This window comes from Streptomyces flavusporus (genome assembly GCF_046267975.1).
Taxonomy (GTDB): domain Bacteria; phylum Actinomycetota; class Actinomycetes; order Streptomycetales; family Streptomycetaceae; genus Streptomyces; species Streptomyces flavusporus.
Genome location: NZ_CP176503.1, coordinates 198,507 through 214,693, shown reverse-complemented (window position 1 = coordinate 214,693; position 16,187 = coordinate 198,507). Strand labels below are relative to the sequence as shown.

Here is a 16,187-nt window from a genome sequence, read left to right as displayed (position 1 = left end):
GGCAGCACTGGGCGCGGGATTCCACCTGCACGCTCATGCTTCCCCTCCACGGTGGGCAGAACCCACGCCAGGCACTACGCCTTGCATGGGATCGCTTAACTGAGCAGAGACGCTGTGCCTCCAGCCGGGCAGCCTGGACCGGCTGAGCCTGGGACTGGCTGGGCCAGGTTTGAGGGGCGAAGTGCCGTTGCTCAAGTCAAGACTGGAGATGTGCCGCCTGGAAGCCCCTCGGGCCGTGGTCGGTGCACTTCCCCAGGAAATGCCTGCTGGACGCCCTGGCGTCCATGTCGGCCCTGGGTTTCTGCTGCCGTCACCCGAAGTCAGTGAGGAACGACATGAACGACACCACGGTCCAGCGCAACATCGACACCGCCAAACTGCTGCTCGAAGACGCGATGCCGAACGGCAACTTCGACCTCATCCGTTCGCTGGTCACCCCCGACGCTCCGATCCGCCGGGCCGGTTTCGCGGACCTGTACGCGGTCACCGGGGATGCGATCCCGCAGGGGGGCAACTTCGTCGAGTGACTCGAGGCGGGCTGGAAGGTGCTGTCCGGGGCGCTGACCGACCAGACCTCGGAGGCCCGCGACATCGTGGGCTACGGCGACACGGTCGTGCTCCAGTTCCACATGACGGCGCTGCACTCCGGCACGTTCGCCGGTGCCCCGGCCACGGGCAAGCGCGTGAAGTGGGACGAGATCGGCGTGCTGCACTTCGACGACGCGGGCAAGATCACCGACCTGTGGTTCATGTGCCAGGAGCTGAGCCTCGCCGAGCAGATCGGCTACAAGGTGCAGCTCAGCTGAGGCCCTGCCCCGATTCTCCGCATCGGCCCCATGGTGGTTTTCCCTCGGGGACCCCAGGGGGCCGGGCCCCCGTACCCCGGGCGTGTCTCCCGTCGGCCGCCTGCGTGATGAAGGAACGTAAGGAAACACCGAGAAGATGAGCACGATCGGACTGATCGGCAGTGGGCTGATCGGCAGCACTGTCGCGCGGCTCGCCGTCGCCGCCGGACACGACGCCGTCCTGAGCAACCGCCGAGGCCCCGAGACCCTCTCCGGCCTGGTCGCCGAGCTGGGCTCGAAGGCCCGCGCCGCGGCCTCGGCCGAGGCGCACAGGCCGGGGACATCGTCGTGGTGACGATCCCGCTGCACGCCTACCGCTCGGTGCCGGTCGAACCGCTGCGCGGCAAGGTCGTCATCGACACGAACAACTACTATCCCGAGCGGGACGGTCACATCCCGGAGCTGGACACCGAGACCACGACGACCAGCGAGCTGCTCCAGGCCCACCTGCCCGCATCGCGCATCGTCAAGACGATGAACAACATCTTCTCCGTGCACCTCGGCAGGCTTGCCCGGCCCAGCGGCGACCCCGAGCGGTCGGTGCTGGCGATCGCCGGCGACGACGCGCAGGCCAAGCAGACCGTCACCGCCTTCCTCGACTCGATCGGCTACGACGCGCTCGACGCCGGCCCGCTCGCCGAAGGCTGGCGCTTCCAGCGCGACACGGCGGCCTACAGCGAGCCGTACTTCAGCGAGGGGCACAGCCTGGCCGCGACGAACGGGCAGGGAGCAGACCCGGGGCCGGGCCGACCCGTCACGGCGGAGACGATGCGTGCCGCGCTGGCGGCGGCGAAGCGGTACCGAGACATGTGAGCCCACCGCCCGTGGCCGGCGCGGAAGCGTCCCGGCGACGGGTACGCCGCGCCGGCCAGGGACGAGGCGGTCAGGCCAGCGGCTTCGGGCCGGCCAAGGACCAGAAGGCGGACACCGCGGCGTGCACGGTCGGTCCGCGCACCGCTACAGCCTGCCGCCGCACCGTCCGTGCCTCGCTTCCGTCGGGTCCAGTCGAACCTAGGACTGACCGGGCCACCTTCGGGCCCGCGCACCCGCTCCTGGTGCGTCACGCTGAAGGCATGGACCACAACGCCGAACTGGGAAACTTCCTGCGTTCCCGCCGCTCCCGGCTCCAGCCTGAGGACGCCGGGCTGACCCCGGGCGCCGGCACACGCCGCGTACCCGGGCTGCGCCGCGAGGAGGTCGCCCAGCTCGCCGGCGTCAGCACCGACTACTACACCCGCCTGGAACAGGGCCGCCACCCGCACGTGTCCGAGGCCGTGCTCGACGCCGTCGCCAGTGCCCTGCGCCTCGACGACGTCGAGCGCGGTCATCTGCGCGACCTCACCCGCACCACCGGCGGCTCCCGTCAAAGCCGCGCCCATGCTGCTGCGCGCGCACCGCGCGTGCGACCCGCCGTCCACCAGATGCTCGACGTGCTCGGCGACGTCTCCCCGGTCCTGGTCGTCAACCACCGCCGCGACGTCCTGGCCACGAACCACCTCGCCCAGGCCCTGATCACAGACTTCGACGCGCTGCCGTACCGCGAGCGCAACCTGGCCCGCTTCGTCCTGCTCGACCCGGCCGCCCGAGAGCTGTACCGCGACTGGGAGGACGTCGCCCAGGTCTTCGTCGCCAACCTGCGCCTGGCCGCCGGACGCCACCCCGACGACCGGCAGTTGAACGAGCTGATCGGCGAGTTCTGCGTCAAGGTACCGCAGTTCAGCGCGTGGTGGGACAGCCACCGCGTCCAGCAGTGCGCCCACGGCGACCAGCGGTTCCAGCACCCCGTCGTCGGCGACCTCACCCTGCACCACGAGACCCTCGCCCTGCCCGCCGACCCGGACCAGGAGGTCTGCCTCTAATCGGCCGAGCCCGGCACCGCCTCCGCCGAGACCCTGCGTCTGCTCGCCAGCTGGACAGCCCCCACAAACCCGGAAAGGAACCTTCCCACCGATGCCCGGCACCACCCCTGACACCACCGCACCCGGAGCCCACCTCCGGCTGCTCTGGCCCGAGTGGCAGGGGGCCGGCGCCGACATGGTCGGCCACCTCGCCCCCGAGTTCCCGCTCGACATGGCCCGCCGGGCCTACACCGTCGGCACCACCGTCCTGCAGGCCGTGCTGCCGCAGCACGACGGGCCGATCGCCACCGTCCCCGTACCCCTGGGAGATCCCGGTGGTGAGGTGCGGGACGGTGTCGAGTCCAAGACCGTGCTCACCCAGCAGCTCGGTGACGCCCTGAAGATCATCCAGAAGCAGGAGCCGGCCCGCACCGCCACCTTCGGCGGCACCTGCACCGTCAGCGTCGCCCCGTTCACCTCGCTCGCCGCCCGCTACGCCGACGACCTCGCCGGCGTATGGATCGACTCCCACCCCGACGTTGACACCGTCGACGTTGGGGAGCCCTCGGCCTCGGCAAGGTTTCCAATGGCCGCACCGGCGCCGAGGTCAACCGGTTCGCCCGTGACCTGGAGGGCGTGGTCGGTGTCGTGGCGACCACGGTCGCCGAGTTCTTCCCCGCGACGTCCTCCACGTCCAGCAAGCCCTCGCCGGCTTGCCCCTCATCGGCGACTGAGCACACCGGCCAGTCCGTCATCCGGGCCGGGCCCCAGGCACACCTGGGGCCCGGCGTCGCCCTTCCTCGGTCAGCGTTGCCCGACCCACCCTGCCCGGCATGCGACCGAGGCACCGGGACCCATGGTGCTGGGCAACGAAGGATCCGGAACCGTCGAGGAGAGCGACACCCTCTCGCCGGCACCCGAGTTGCCGTCTACGGCCACGGCGGCATCGGCGTCACCACTGATGGGCTCTACCAGCAGTGGGTCTCCGTCCCCGACCATCGTCTCCTGGAACTGCCCGCCACCCTCGACTGGGCCGAAGGTGCCGCCCTCACCGTCAATCACCTCACCGCCTACTTCGCCCTGGCCAAGACCGGCCGTCTGCACAGCGGCCCGACCGTTCTGATCTCCGGCGCCACCGGAAGCCTGGGCAGGGCGCTGGTGCAGACTGTCAAGGCGGTCGGTGCCCGCCCCATCGCTGCGGTCTCCACCCCGCACAAGGCACATCGCGCGGCCGAGGAAGGCGCCGAGGCGGTCATCGACCTGTCCTCGCAGGACCTGCAAACGGCCGTCGCCGACCTCACCGGCGGACAGGGCGCCGACCTGGCGATGGATCCCGTAGGCGGCCCCCTGCCTGGGCGACCTGCTGCGCGCCGTGGGACGCCGCGGCACCCTGGTCTCGCTTGGTTTCACCGGCGGCTCCGTCGTGATCGAGCTTTGACAGCGAGGCACACGCGGCCCGCACAGCACCGGGACAGCATCATCGGCACACCCTGACAGCGAAGCTGTGATCGTCGTCAGCGACGCTCCGGCCGCGCTGCTCGACGCCGTGTCCGGCTGCTGCGCCTGCTCGACGAGTCCCGCGACCGGGCCGTACTGGCGCCGCTGGTCAAACGCGAGCTCCTGGGGCGCCTGATCACCGGCGAGCAGGGTGCGACGGTACGGCAGCTCGGCCTGGCCGACAGCAGCCTCAGCCACGTCTCCCGGGCCGTTCGCTGGATCCGCGAGCACTACGCTGAGCTATACGCGTGCGTGATCGACTCCCAAAGCATCAAGACGTCCGTGAGCCGCAGGCGGAGCATCGTGATCGACACCCTCGGCTTGCTGCCGGCGGTGCTGGTCACCGCGGTCGGCGTCCAGTACCCCGTCGCCGGCACTGACCGGATCGACCACGTCGCAGCCGCTCCTCCCGCCCTGCGCAAGGCATGAGTGGACGCGGCTGCCGCGACCATCTCGTCGAGCCCACGGCCTGGCTCGGCATCGACTTGGAGATCGTCCAACGCCCGCCCGCACAGCGGTGATTCACCCCTCCTCTATACGGGGGGCGTTGGGGGCGCCCTCGGATGGCTGATGTGCCGATGCCTGGTCCGCGACTGCGAAACTGTGTCCAGCCGCTCCGAAGCCGTGATCCGCCTCGCCGTGACCGACCCGATGACCGGCCGCCCCACCCGGGAAGCCACGATCTCGTGGTGCGACCCGCATCGCGGGATGAAATGCCGTCCATGGAATGGAACACCAGGAGAAGTACGGCCTCTCAGATATCGAGGACGTGCGGCAGGCCCAGCCGGTAGCGGATGTGGTCGGCGGCCTTGAGCTCGGCGAATCCCGGTGGTTCGACGCCGCCGAAGAGACGGACCTCGTCGGCTCCGTCGGTACCGGCGGCCTCCAGCACGGCGTTGGCGGCTCGGCGGCCGGTCTCGTTGGCGGTCTCCATGGATGTGAAGTCGAGGTTGCTGTGGGCGCGCACGTGGTAGCCGGCGAGGAAGAGGTTGGGGATGGCGGTGACGGCTTCGGATCGCAGGTGCCAGGAGGAGACGTCGTTGAGGAAGTACGTGTCGTCGTTCTCGAGCCTGCCGCCGGCGGTCTGGGTGACGGCCGGGTCGAGGAACCAGGAACGGACGATGCCGTCGGGGAGGATGACATCGCCGTTGTCCTCGAGGCCTGCCTTCATCTGCGCCCAGACTTCCTCTGAGATCTCCTTCGGGGTGCATTCCTTGGCCGGTTTGCCGTAGAGGGGGCCGGGTGTGTCCCAGTCGGAGATGACGACGGAGAGGGATTCGGCGGCCACACCGTCGCCCCAGGTCTCGGTGAAGGGAGCGGACCAGAAGCGGGACTGCCCGACCGGGGCCAGTGCCCACGGGGAATCCATGAGGGCGAGGTGGGAGACGGGGCCGCGGAAGGTCTCCTTCAGGTAGTACATGATGCCCTGGCACCACGTGGTGCGCAGTCCGTCCATCTTGGCGAGTTGAGGATCGGCCGCCCGGATCTCGGGAGACCACAACTGCCGTACGCGGTCCACGGGGAGGGCGGCCACATACCAGTCGGCGTCGATCCGAGCGGGACCGGCCGCGGTGCGGGCGTGAGCGGCCGCGATGCGGCCGTCGGAGCCGAGTTCGAGGGCTTCGACGAGATGCCCGGTGACGAAGCGGGCGCCCAGGGATGCAAGGTGCCGCACCCACGGGTCGATGAAGCGTTCCGTGGTGGGACCGTCGAGGATCCGGTCGAACGGGCCGTCGGGCCCCATGCCGAGCATGGAGTAGAGGATTTTCGCGATGCCCTGCCCGCAGGTCCGGGTGCTGGCGGTCTCGGGCCGCAGAGCCTCGATGACCTTCGCCGAGCCGCCCCACATCACCTGGTAGAAGTCCGACTTGCCCTCGTATTCGATGAAGTCGAGCCAGCCGGTGTGCTCCCACTGCCCGAACTGGCGCTCGTCGCAGCTCGTCATGAGGATGGCGAGTTTCCGGGCGAACAACGCGCATTCATGGGGCAGGAGTTGGGGCATGGTGCGCAACAGCCCCTCGATGGCGAGGGGGAGGGTGGCCGGGTCGAGGGTGCGTGTGTCGGGCGGGATGGTGGGAAGGTGGAGATCGTCCTTGCCGCTCTCTCTGATGAACGCGAAGTAGGGGACGGTGACGAGGTTGTCCCAGACGCCGTGTGTCCGGTCACCGAAGGGGATGCGCCGCATGGCGTCCGGAAGGTTGGTGTAGAAGCCGAAGAAGCCTCGATGGCCGTGTTCACCGGGCAGGTCGCGGCGGCCACCGGTTGCTGTGCCGGTCACCGGCAGGCTGCGTGCCTTACCGCCCCATTCCGCTCGCCGGTCGTAGACGGTGACGTCGAAGCCGCGCTCGGTGAGCTCGTGGGCGGCGGTCAGGCCGCCGATACCGCCGCCGAGTACAGCCACTCTCGTTCGGGCCCGCTGCGCCGCGGTCGCCTTCGCGGGCCGGAGTCCGAACGCGCCGGCTGCCGCCAGCGATCCACCCCAGCCCAGCACCTGCCTGCGTCCCGGCATCGCATCCTCCCCTCGGCGGCGTCGTCGCCGGGACGCTGGAGGGGCACCCACAAGATCGGAACGTTGGGCTCGTCATGTTCGCATCTTCCGCACATCGGTGAAACAGCGGGCCTGGTGCCGCACTTGACCTGCACGGGCTTCGCACGCACGAAAGTCCTCTTCACGTGCCGCTCGCACCGTGCCGCGTCCGCCATGCGGCAGGGGCCCTCCCCTGCGTGGCGTGGAGTTTGCGGGTGGCGGTGTAAGCGCCTGGTGGGTGGTGCGGGTCTGCCCCGGATCCAGGGTCGGGCGCGGGCGTTGAGCTGGTCGGTGGCGACGCGGGTGGTGTGGGTGATGTGGTCGCGATCGCCGAAGGAGCGCCCGGCGAGAGCGGTCTTGCGAAACAGTCGCCACCAGCCTTCCTGCAGGTTGAGCCGGCACGCGCCGACCGGGATGAACGCGTGACGGATTCGGGGGTGCTCCTCCAGCCAGGCGGGGGTGGACACGCTGTTGTGGGAGGAGAGGTTGTCGGTGATGACGTAGATGTCCCCGTGCGGGTTGGCGTCCTCGACCAGCTGGAGGAACTGCTGGTGATAAGCGCTGTTGCGGGATGGGGCGGCCATGGTGATCTCCTGCCCGTCCCGGGGTCGCAGGGCTCCGTAGACCCAGGTCTTCTCCGGACCGGGGGAGTAGTCGATCTCGCTTTTTTGATGCGGTGTCCGTCCGGCGACCAGCCCGGTGCCGGCGGGAAGGTGCGTGGGATCACCGGTCCGAGCTCGTCGGCGCAGACCACGGTCGCGTCGTCGGGCGGGCTGGTGCAGAGCTCGATAAGCCGCGTCCTTTTCCCTCGAAGCCGGGCTCCTTCGACCGGGCCCAGGACCGGGTACGGCGCCAGCGGACGCCCTCGGCCAGCAAGATCCTGCGCACCTGGGAACGGCCCACCTGGATGCCCAGCTCCTGAGCGGCGGCGGCCAGGCCGTCCAGGGGCCACTCCGCCGGCCCGGTCTCATCCGGCGCCCACATCTCATGCGACGGCTGGACCTCGAGCCGGCCGGGTGGGGTCTGCTTGACCAGGGCAATGATCCGGGAACGTTCGGCCTCGGTGATCCTGCGCTTGCGGCCCTGCCCGCCCAGATCCTTCAGGCCCTCCAGTCCGGAGCGGTTGAAGCGGTGCAGCCAGCGGCGGACTGTCTTCTGACTGCGCCTCAGCTCGTTGGCGATCTGCAGGATAAGCCACCCCTTCCAGCTCAACTCCACCATCCGGCACCGCTCCACCACCACCTTCGGCGCCTTTCTGGTCGACGCCAGGCGGTGGATCATCGCTGCTCGCCCTCGTCACGGCCCGGCCGTGCCCGCAGGACCATTCCCCAGCACCCGCCCCCGAGCACCCGCATTCACCCCGCTACCAACAGCTATACCCACCGAAAGCGGAATCGATCACTAGCCGCTGACTGGTCGCTTCCGGGACTTCTGACCGGGGCTTGCGGCGGCGCCTGTTCGGCTGGCTACGTCACCGCGGTCAGCGTCGCGTAGACCACGACGTTGCTCAGGTAGCCGGTGCGCTTGGTGTAGCCGCCGCCGCAGGTGATCAACCGGAGTTCGGGCTGGCTGGAACTGCCGTAGACCTTCTTGCTGGGGAATTTCTTTCTGTCGTAGAGCTCGACGGCGCGGACGGCGAACACCGCCGTCCGCCGGTCCGCCCGGCTGATCTCGATGGTGGCGCCCTTGGTCAGGGCGCCGAGGTTGTGGAAGACACCGGGGCCGCCGGTGGGCGTGTCCACATGCCCGGTGGCGATGGCGGTCCCTGCCGAGCCGGGAGCCGTGCCATCGCCGTACCAGCCGGCGAGGCCGGGTTTGCCAGGTGGTGGGGTCCGCAGCGCCCCTGCCGCGTCGAGGCCCAGTCGTGTCATGGGGGCGTTCACGCCAATGGCGGCGATCCGGAGCCGGATCGGATCCGCGGGGGGCAGCGGCTGGACGGCGGGGCGGGTGGGTGAAGCCGTACGGGATGCTGAAGCAGCAGGGGCAGCTGAAGCAGTACCGGTGACCGAGGCGGTGCGGGTAGCCGAGGCAGTGGCGGGGGGCGTGGGGTCTGCAGAGGTGGAGAAGGCCTGGGCCGCCGATGGCTGCGGTGGCTCCTCGTCGTGCACCCCGTTGATCAGCAGGACCGCACCCGCCATCATTGCGCAAGCCAGAAGGCGCACTGCGGGGATGAACGGGTCTCGGGAAGCGCTGGCGTGGTGCCCGGGTTCCATCGCGGTTGAGCCTTTGCTTCACGGCGGGTGGATTGTAGGGAGTGGTGTGGGCCTCGCGGTGGGTGGGCCTTGCGGCCCCCGGATCGATGCAGTGTCGGGGGCCCGGTTCAGGCCGGAGTGCACGCAGCTGGTCGAAGTCGGCGGAGTCGGGCGGTCAGGTTCGATTGCCGTTCGGGCGGCGGCACATCCAGACCACACCCCCGGCGGCGGCTCCGGCGAGCAGCGCACCGCCCAGGGCGAGCTCCATGCCTGTGTCTTCGGCCGGTCCGAAGCCGGCGCTGACTGAGCCGCTGGGAGGGCGGCCGGTGACCTGGTACGTATCCGTGATCTTGGTCAGTGGTGGGCACTTAAGGGTGACTGTGTCGCTGCCCGGCCTGGTTCCTTCCGGGATCTGGAACTGGCCGGTGAGTACCCCGTCATAGTCGCCTTCGAAGAGGTGGAACGGCCCTCCCACCTCCGACCAGCCCTTGCCGTAGTCCACGTCAGGGTCGCAGGCCGTTGTACTGACCGTGACCGTGGAACCCGGGGAGGCATTCCACGGATTGATGTGGACTTCTGAGTCGTCAGCGGCGACAGCGGCCGGGATCTGCAGGCCGAGGGCACCGAGAACCAGGCCGATACCTGCACCCATGTGTGTGTAACGCATGCGAATCCTCCGACGGAGCAGTGTCCGGCCTGTCTGCGCGGCGTCTCTGCTGTGCTCCCCTCACGAGGCAACCGACAGTCCGTCAGTCCCGCAACATGACGGATCGGCGGATGTGTCGCCCGGTCAGGTGCAGCGGCGTTCCCATTTGATCGATTACGCAGGTCACCGGCGCGGAGATCATCACGGCGGAGGAAGCGCCGGAGGGGAGCGAACGGGCTACGGGTGCCTCGTCAGGTCTGCGCCCTGGAGACCAGCGCCTGCGGCAGCAACTCGAAGCTGCCACTGGCGTCACCCGCATCGGAACCCAACGCCGCCGACCACCGACCCGATAGTTCACGCTGTCGCCGACTCCAAACAGATCCTCCTCTGCACCTATCTCTCCGCGGTGTTGCTGATCGGCCTGCCGGCGAACCGTTCCTACGGACTGAGCGGGGGTGGGTCCTGTTGCCAGAACCCGTGCTCAGCCGCGTGCCCCGAACGGTGTTGGGCACACTGATCGGCCGCTTTCCCATCGCATCGGGCGCGCACGGATCGTGTCCGTGGTCCGGGGATGCGGGGGCGGCTTTCCTCACGCCCTGGGGTACCTGGTCCGGCCTGGGCGGCCCGATACCCGCGACGATCGCTCTGGTCGTCGCGGGGCGGTGCCGTCCTCCCCCAGTGCCTTAAGGGCCTGGGAGGTACCCCCAGCCGGATCGGGTGCCCGGCGCGTCGTCCGATTGCCACGCCTGCGGCGTGGTGACGCTGGTCTTGCTGGCGAGGAGGCGTTGCCAGTGCTGGGCGCCCCACTTGGAGGTGTAGGCGGGGTCGACGGCGACGAGGGGGATGCCGAGTTCGGCGGCCATCGACGCCAGCCGGGAGCGCAGCTTCGCCACGGGCATGCCGGAGATGAGCTTGCGGAACCGCTTGCGTCTGCCGTGCTTCTCCCGGGTCTTGTCCGCCGCGAAGTCGAGGTCCTCGACCGCGAGGGCCAGACCGTACCGCTTGGCCCAGTGCAGCAGCCGGATGAGGGCGTGGCGGACCTGGGCGTCACGGTGTGGGGCGGTGCCGGACAGGTCGTAGGCGAAGGTGCGCGGGGCACCGACGGGGTTGCCGTGCTCGTCGAGACGCCAGGCGGCCAGATGGTCGGCGTTGGTGTCGACGCCGACCAGGCCCCTCGCGCGGGCGGTGGCCAGAGGCACGGTGGTCACCGGGGGAACGGTCCATGAGGCGGTGAGGTACCAGCGGCCCCGGGTCACGTCTTCGTGGATGCGGTAGGCGACGGCCCGGTTCGCGGCCACGCGGTCGCGCCACTGCTCGCCCCGGTGCGCGAACGCCACCCGCGCGGCGAGGACGTACCGGCCGTGTGGCGCGTTCGCCAGGTGCGCCAGCGGCGCCGGGAGTTTGATCGAGACCTCGCCGTCGGGGGTGACGCGGAGGGTCTCGTTGCCGTACCGCTTGCCGGATTCGCCGTCCGCGGCGAGGAATCGGCGCCCGGCCTGCCACCGCTGCCGTCACTCGGCTTCGGTGAGCCGGGCGGCCTGCAGGCGGTGGCGGGTGTTCAGCAGCTGTTTCCCGCCCCGCACCACGCGCACGAACCCGGCCTGCCAGTCGGCCCGCGCCGCGCCCAGCCGGTCTTGGAGGACGTGCAGGCGGCTGGATTTGGCGAACCGCTCCTGCCTGCTGGGGTAGCCGCCCGGAGAGTGCTTGGTGCCCTTCTCGCCCAAGGGCAGGGACAGCCGGTGCGCGATCGGCCGTACCCCGGCTTCAAGGTTCTGGATGTGCGCGAGCTGAGCCCGGCGGGCCAGCGCCCACTGGTCGTGGGTGGCCTTCGTGAGGCTCCCGGTCCAGCGGGACGACGACTGCGTCCTGAGGATCCGCTTGCGCTCGGCCCAGGCGTCGGTGTCGTGGTCCAGCCTGGCCGCGCAACGGGCCTTCAGGCCACGGGAGGCCAGCGCGCCCAGATGGTCGCCGACCAGGCGCAGCACCTTCTCGTCCATGGTGGTCAGGTGCTTGAGCCGGTCGCGGACCGCCACCCCGAGGGGCCGGGCACGACGAACGACGCCGCCACCTCCCAGCCCGCTCACCCCCTCAACCGGCGCCGAAGAACCCGTCACCGCACCCAGCGACCACCATCCGAAAAGGTCACCAACTCGATGTGAGAACTCCCGTTCCCGTTCCCCCTTCGGGGGGCACACCTGCCGCAGCCCGGACACTCACTCATACGCCCCAGAACATGCTCGTGCGCTGTCATGCGACAACGGTTCACAACCCCTGCTCGGCTGGTCCTGGGCCGACCCGATCGCCGCCCTCGTCAAAGATGGCCCCGAGGAACAACTGACTTCCGGCGCGCCAGAGAGGGCCCTGGCGCCTCGTCCTGGCGGAAAGCCACGGACGCGCGCCGATAGCAAGAGGAATCACGAGACATGCGCCCGGATGACTGGCACCTCACCGAAGACAGGCGCAGCAACAAGCCCCGTTCTAAAACACGGCCTAGCTGGGCCGTGGCGTACTCATGGCCCCGCTCCAGGCGGCGGATTTTCTGCGCCGCCCGGTCGGAAGCGTGCGAGTTCGCAGCTGCCTGGAAGGAGCAATGCAGGAACCCGTACGCCGAGCCGGGTGCGACAGCGGCTCGGCGTACGGGTTCGCTGATGACTGCGGGAGCTGGACGGGCTGGGGCCGACCGAGGCGTCGACGTGCGCTTGGGTCATCGAATCGGGGGGCTGCGTGGCGGGTGCGTCGGCTGCGGTGTTGGCGTAGCGGCGGGCCAGGTGCGCGAAGGCGTCCTTGAGCTCGGCCGGGCCGACGACCTGGATGTCTGCGTCGAACACGCCGATGGTGGCGGCCAGGCCGGGCCATGACCAGGAACCGAGGACGAGCCGGCAGCGGTCCGGGCCGAGTTCCTCGACGACTCCGTCGCGGGTGTACTGGGACACGATGGCGGCGGGCAGGTCGAGGATCACCTCGCCGCGGCAGGGCCAGCCGCCGGAGCCGTCGGAGCCCTGGAACCTGCCGGCGACGAAGGCGGCCACGTCACCTCCGGGTGGTTCGCGCGGGGTGAAGCGGGGCCCCGTTGGAGTGCGCGGGGTGATCCGGTCGGCGCGGAAGGTGCGCCAGTCGTCGCGGTCGAGGTCCCAGGCGACGAGGTACCAGCGCCTGCCCCAGGTGACGAGATGGTGGGGCTGCACCCGGCGCGGCGGAGTTTCGGTGCCGTTCTGACCGGCTCCTGGTGGGGATCCGGGGGTGTAGTCGAAGCGCAGCACTTCGCGGGCGTGGACAGCGGCGCTGACAGCCATGAGCACGCTGCTGTCGGCCTGCGGGTTCGGCCGGATCGCGGGCCGCTCGACGGCAGTGACCTGGAGGGTGTCGATGCGGCGGCGTAGCCGGGCGGGCATCACCTGCCGGACGGTATTCAGCGCGCGTGCCGCGGCTTCCTCGATGCCGGCGCCGGTGGTGGTGGCGATCTGGAGGGCGACGGCGAGGGCGACGGCCTGCTCGTCGTCGAACAGCAACGGGGGCAGCTCCGTGCCGGCGTCGAGCCGATATCCGCCGTCGGGGCCCTTGGTCGCCACGATGGGGTAGCCGAGTTCGCGCAGGCGGTCGACATCGCGGCGCACAGTGCGTGGGCTGATGTCCAGCCGCTCGGCAAGTAGCGCCCCGGGCCAGTCCCGGCGCACCTGGAGCAGCGAGAGCAACGACAGCAGTCGCGCTGAGGTCTTCTGCATGATCGCCATAGTGCCCCAAGAAGCGGCCACAACCTGGCCGCTTCTCCTGCGACTGTGGTCACAGGGGGGCAAGGCCAGGCAAGCCGAGCCTGGTGCTCGTCATCGGCGGCGGGAGTCCAAGCTCGCGCCGTCACCGCAAACCGACCCTGCGGTCGCGCTTTGAGCGCCGTCGGCGCGGATGCGTAGGGCCGCCCAGACAAGACGAATCGAGAGACAGGGAGCCGATCATGTCCGTCAACGTCGTGACCCACCTGAACTTCCGGGGTGACGCCCGCGCGGCACTCACGTTCTACCAGTCCGTGTCCGGCGGGGACATGGCCATGGTCACGTACAAGGACGCCGGAAACGTCCAGGATGTGTCCGAGGCGGACCAGGTGCTGTGGGGCCAGGTGGCCGCCGGCAGCGGTTTTTGCGTGATGGCCTACGACGTGCCCTCGCACATGCCGTGGAACCAGGGCGAGAACGCGTTCTTCGTTTCGCTCCGCGGCGAAACGACTGAGGAGGTCACCGCGTACTGGGAGAAACTCTCCGACGGCGCGACCGTCCTGCAGCCGCTGGGGCCTGCGCAGTGGGCGCCCCTCTACGGAATGCTGAAGGACCAGTTCGGCGTCACCTGGGTCGTGGACGTCGTCAGCGAATACAACGCGTCCTGACCGCCGATGCCCGGGGCGGGCATCCGCTGTCCGGCCGCCGCTGCGATGACGGCGTTCGACAACGGCCTGCTGCCCGCCACCCCGGTGGCCGGCAGCAGGCCTCGTCGGCCAGGCCCTGAAGGGCCGGCGCGACGACGGCGTGCCGGCCACCAAGGTGAACGGCTCGATGGGGGAGGACCCCAACCGCGGCGGCAGCTCACGGCGCTGGATCGTCACCGAGGTCGAGGACTCGTTGCGGCGCCTGCAGACCGACCACATCGACCTCTACCAGATCCACCACCCCGGCCCGCGAACCGACATCAAGGAGACGCTCTCCCCCCTGGCCGGCCTGGTGCGCAGCGGCAAGGGCGCCGCTGTGTACAGTCGGAACTCGAGCGGTGATACCGCTCTCGAGGCCTTCACCGCACGCGAGGTGGCCGAGCGGATCCGGACGAGCACCGGACCAGCGCCTACCGTCGGCTGCTGTTGAGTGAGGAAACCGAGGCGGTGTACACCACGGTGTTGCGCCGCCGTCCTTGCGGGCATGAGGCCGCCCGGGCGGCGGCTGACGAGGCCCGCCATCGCATCGCCCCGTACTTTCTCCACCAGAAGCTCGGGGAATTGCAGGCTCTTCGTGTGCGGGCGGTAGGTAGGGCATTGCAGCAGCCGAGTTGAGAGACAGTCCTCGTGCGCCGGTGCCCCAGTGGCAGACGTCTCACGGGACACCTCCGCCTCGGCAATGCCACTCCGGACGTCGGACCGCCCTGCACCGACCCCAACACAAGCCGATGCGGGGGTGATCGTGTGCCCAGATCCTCGGCTGACGCCGGTCACGTCCAAGCGCGTGCCCCACGGTCACCGGAAGGCTTTTGCAGCAGGGGGGACTTCGGTAACCTTCGGTGCCGACGGCGGTGCTGTGCGTGAGTCTTCCACTGCTCCGCGATCCCGTCGGGGGGTGGGGGGCTTCTCATGACGTTGCTGAGTCGGCTTCGTGAACGGTGGCGCGGTTTTCCTTCTGCACCGGGGGTAGGAGCAGAGGCCGTTGGCACGTCGTTGTGCCGGCGTGAGGACGGCCTGGACGTGACGCCCGCCTTCCGCGCGTTCCCGGTCGGACGAATGGGGGCCTGGACGGCACCGGATGCTGACGGACTCCGGAAGGCAGGCGGCCAGGCGGCAATCTGGGTGAGCCGGCCCTGCGAACGGCTCGTCCGGCCCGGTCGGGAAAGCAGGGTGTCATGAGTGCCGGCGAGAGCCTCACCGCCCGGATGCGGGGATTGCTGCGCACGCCGGCGCGGCCGCCGCTGTGGGTGGCGATCGATCCTCAGCGCGTCGACCGCCCGCTGTCCGGGGGGCTACTCGATCCTCGCCGGGACTACTTCGCCGTGCGGATCAACCGGCTCCACCTCGGCTACGAACGTGAATGGTTCACCCGCTACGTCCCGGTCGTCTTCGCGGCGACCGAGTTCTCCCACGATGGGACGAGCACCGTGGCGCCCGCCATGGTCGGACCCGGCCTGATCGAGCAGCTGGGCGGAGCGACACCGGTGGGGACCGTGGTGGCCGACACCAGGGTGGCGGGACCGCATCCGGTGCCACCCGAAGGGGTCGCGGTCTCGGTCGTGTTGTACCGCGTGGAGAAGGAGCAGTTGGCCCAGGCCTTCCTCGACGTGGTGCAGAGCGCCGCGGGAGCTCTCGACCTCGCGGCCGGGATCGCGCCGTTCACCGCGCTGGCCAAGGTCGTCGTCAACGGCGTCACCGCGCTGGTGGGCGGTGACCAGCCGGTGCTGGCTCGGCGTGACAGCTTCGCACCGGTGACGCCCGGACACTATGCCCTGGTCGATGACACCGGTGCGGTCGATCCGGCGGATCTGCACGTCGAGCACGGCGAACTCGCGCAGCGGGTAGGCGGAGGGCTCAGGCCGTACCGGGCGTCGGACTATGTGCTCTACAGCATCGAGGGCGTACCGCCGACAGCCGTGGATCTGGCCCGCCTCCCGCTGTACCGCCTGTGGCAGGACGTCATGGGGCAGGCGACGACGGCTGTCTCGGATGAGTTGTGGAACGGGACCAAGGCCATCATGTCCACGCTCGTCGGCCTGCTCTACGCCAGTCCGGACCTGACCTGGGAGCACGCCAGGATGCTCGAGCAGGATTGGACCCAGACGATGGTGACCTTGCGGGAGGCGGCGGTACGGCGCGCGCACTTGGCCGATGACCAGCAGCGGCCCGACATGGCGCGGTCGCGGGCGCTGGCGGTACTGGATCTGTAAAGCGCGGCCATGCAGGGG

At 69.9% G+C, this 16,187-nt stretch carries 16 protein-coding genes and 4 pseudogenes; 12 read left to right on the top strand and 8 right to left on the bottom strand.

Translation table 11 applies throughout. The features are described from left to right. Nucleotides 1-335: 335 nt before the first annotated feature. The 8 genes and pseudogenes from ACKTSN_RS01190 (at nucleotide 336) to ACKTSN_RS01155 (ending at nucleotide 4,609) form a co-directional block, all read left to right on the top strand. The gene (locus ACKTSN_RS01190) at nucleotides 336-527 is read left to right on the top strand and encodes a hypothetical protein (protein WP_409467348.1); all 192 of its coding nucleotides are present in this window, start codon (nucleotides 336-338) and stop codon (nucleotides 525-527) included. 18 nt (nucleotides 528-545) lie between these two features. Beyond that, nucleotides 546-806, top strand: a complete 261-nt coding sequence (locus ACKTSN_RS01185; protein WP_409467347.1) for an ester cyclase — start codon at nucleotides 546-548, stop codon at nucleotides 804-806. A 136-nt stretch (nucleotides 807-942) separates the two neighbouring features. Then, a complete protein-coding gene (locus ACKTSN_RS01180) occupies nucleotides 943-1,140 on the top strand; it encodes an NAD(P)-binding domain-containing protein (protein WP_409467346.1) in 198 nt (65 codons plus the stop codon). Then, nucleotides 1,134-1,658 (top strand): NADPH-dependent F420 reductase, encoded by a 525-nt coding sequence (locus ACKTSN_RS01175; protein WP_409467345.1) that lies wholly within the window; start codon nucleotides 1,134-1,136, stop codon nucleotides 1,656-1,658. Before ACKTSN_RS01180 ends, ACKTSN_RS01175 begins: the two co-directional genes overlap by 7 nt. A 260-nt stretch (nucleotides 1,659-1,918) precedes the next feature. Then, a complete protein-coding gene (locus ACKTSN_RS01170; protein WP_409467344.1) occupies nucleotides 1,919-2,704 on the top strand; it encodes a helix-turn-helix transcriptional regulator in 786 nt (261 codons plus the stop codon). Nucleotides 2,705-3,319: 615 nt separating this feature from the next. Further along, nucleotides 3,320-4,177, top strand: a complete 858-nt coding sequence (locus ACKTSN_RS01165; protein ID WP_409467343.1) for a quinone oxidoreductase family protein — start codon at nucleotides 3,320-3,322, stop codon at nucleotides 4,175-4,177. Nucleotides 4,178-4,190: 13 nt separating this feature from the next. After that, nucleotides 4,191-4,420, top strand: a pseudogene (locus ACKTSN_RS01160) (AraC family transcriptional regulator N-terminal domain-containing protein); the annotation flags it as partial. Between the two features lie 42 nt (nucleotides 4,421-4,462). After that, a complete protein-coding gene (locus ACKTSN_RS01155) occupies nucleotides 4,463-4,609 on the top strand; it encodes a hypothetical protein (protein WP_409475114.1) in 147 nt (48 codons plus the stop codon). Between the two features lie 325 nt (nucleotides 4,610-4,934). Here ACKTSN_RS01155 and ACKTSN_RS01150 read toward each other — a convergent pair whose 3' ends face one another. From ACKTSN_RS01150 to ACKTSN_RS01130, 5 genes are all read right to left on the bottom strand, one after another. Then, nucleotides 4,935-6,581, bottom strand: a complete 1,647-nt coding sequence (locus tag ACKTSN_RS01150) for a hydroxysqualene dehydroxylase (RefSeq protein ID WP_409467342.1) — start codon at nucleotides 6,579-6,581, stop codon at nucleotides 4,935-4,937. Continuing rightward, nucleotides 6,548-7,291: a transposase gene (locus tag ACKTSN_RS01145; RefSeq protein ID WP_409467341.1), complete on the bottom strand. Its 744-nt coding sequence runs from the start codon at nucleotides 7,289-7,291 to the stop codon at nucleotides 6,548-6,550. The genes ACKTSN_RS01150 and ACKTSN_RS01145 overlap by 34 nt, the downstream gene beginning before the upstream one ends. Nucleotides 7,292-7,430: 139 nt before the next feature. Then, complete coding sequence (locus tag ACKTSN_RS01140; RefSeq protein WP_409467340.1) at nucleotides 7,431-7,988, bottom strand: helix-turn-helix domain-containing protein; 558 nt, start codon at nucleotides 7,986-7,988, stop codon at nucleotides 7,431-7,433. Nucleotides 7,989-8,173: 185 nt separating this feature from the next. Then, nucleotides 8,174-8,848, bottom strand: coding sequence for a class F sortase (locus tag ACKTSN_RS01135; RefSeq protein ID WP_409467339.1), 675 nt, complete (start codon nucleotides 8,846-8,848; stop codon nucleotides 8,174-8,176). Nucleotides 8,849-9,074: 226 nt separating this feature from the next. Beyond that, the gene (locus ACKTSN_RS01130) at nucleotides 9,075-9,566 is read right to left on the bottom strand and encodes a sortase (RefSeq protein ID WP_409467338.1); all 492 of its coding nucleotides are present in this window, start codon (nucleotides 9,564-9,566) and stop codon (nucleotides 9,075-9,077) included. A gap of 337 nt (nucleotides 9,567-9,903) precedes the next feature. Here ACKTSN_RS01130 and ACKTSN_RS01125 point away from each other — a divergent pair. Continuing rightward, a pseudogene (locus ACKTSN_RS01125) lies at nucleotides 9,904-9,996 on the top strand (cation transporter); the annotation flags it as partial. 232 nt (nucleotides 9,997-10,228) lie between these two features. Here the strand turns inward: ACKTSN_RS01125 and ACKTSN_RS01120 are convergent. The 3 genes and pseudogenes from ACKTSN_RS01120 to ACKTSN_RS01110 all read right to left on the bottom strand — a co-directional run. Beyond that, nucleotides 10,229-10,882, bottom strand: coding sequence for an IS200/IS605 family accessory protein TnpB-related protein (locus ACKTSN_RS01120; RefSeq protein ID WP_409467337.1), 654 nt, complete (start codon nucleotides 10,880-10,882; stop codon nucleotides 10,229-10,231). 174 nt (nucleotides 10,883-11,056) lie between these two features. Continuing rightward, nucleotides 11,057-11,629, bottom strand: coding sequence for a hypothetical protein (locus ACKTSN_RS01115; RefSeq protein ID WP_409467336.1), 573 nt, complete (start codon nucleotides 11,627-11,629; stop codon nucleotides 11,057-11,059). A 645-nt stretch (nucleotides 11,630-12,274) separates the two neighbouring features. Beyond that, nucleotides 12,275-13,267 (bottom strand): annotated as a pseudogene (locus ACKTSN_RS01110) (helix-turn-helix transcriptional regulator); the annotation flags it as partial. Nucleotides 13,268-13,494: 227 nt separating this feature from the next. Between ACKTSN_RS01110 and ACKTSN_RS01105 the strand changes: the two are divergent. The 3 genes and pseudogenes from ACKTSN_RS01105 (at nucleotide 13,495) to ACKTSN_RS01095 (ending at nucleotide 16,169) form a co-directional block, all read left to right on the top strand. Then, nucleotides 13,495-13,920, top strand: a complete 426-nt coding sequence (locus ACKTSN_RS01105; protein ID WP_409467335.1) for a VOC family protein — start codon at nucleotides 13,495-13,497, stop codon at nucleotides 13,918-13,920. A gap of 100 nt (nucleotides 13,921-14,020) precedes the next feature. After that, nucleotides 14,021-14,276, top strand: a pseudogene (locus ACKTSN_RS01100) (aldo/keto reductase); the annotation flags it as partial. Nucleotides 14,277-15,134: 858 nt separating this feature from the next. Next, a complete protein-coding gene (locus ACKTSN_RS01095) occupies nucleotides 15,135-16,169 on the top strand; it encodes a hypothetical protein (RefSeq protein WP_409467334.1) in 1,035 nt (344 codons plus the stop codon). Nucleotides 16,170-16,187: the final 18 nt, after the last annotated feature.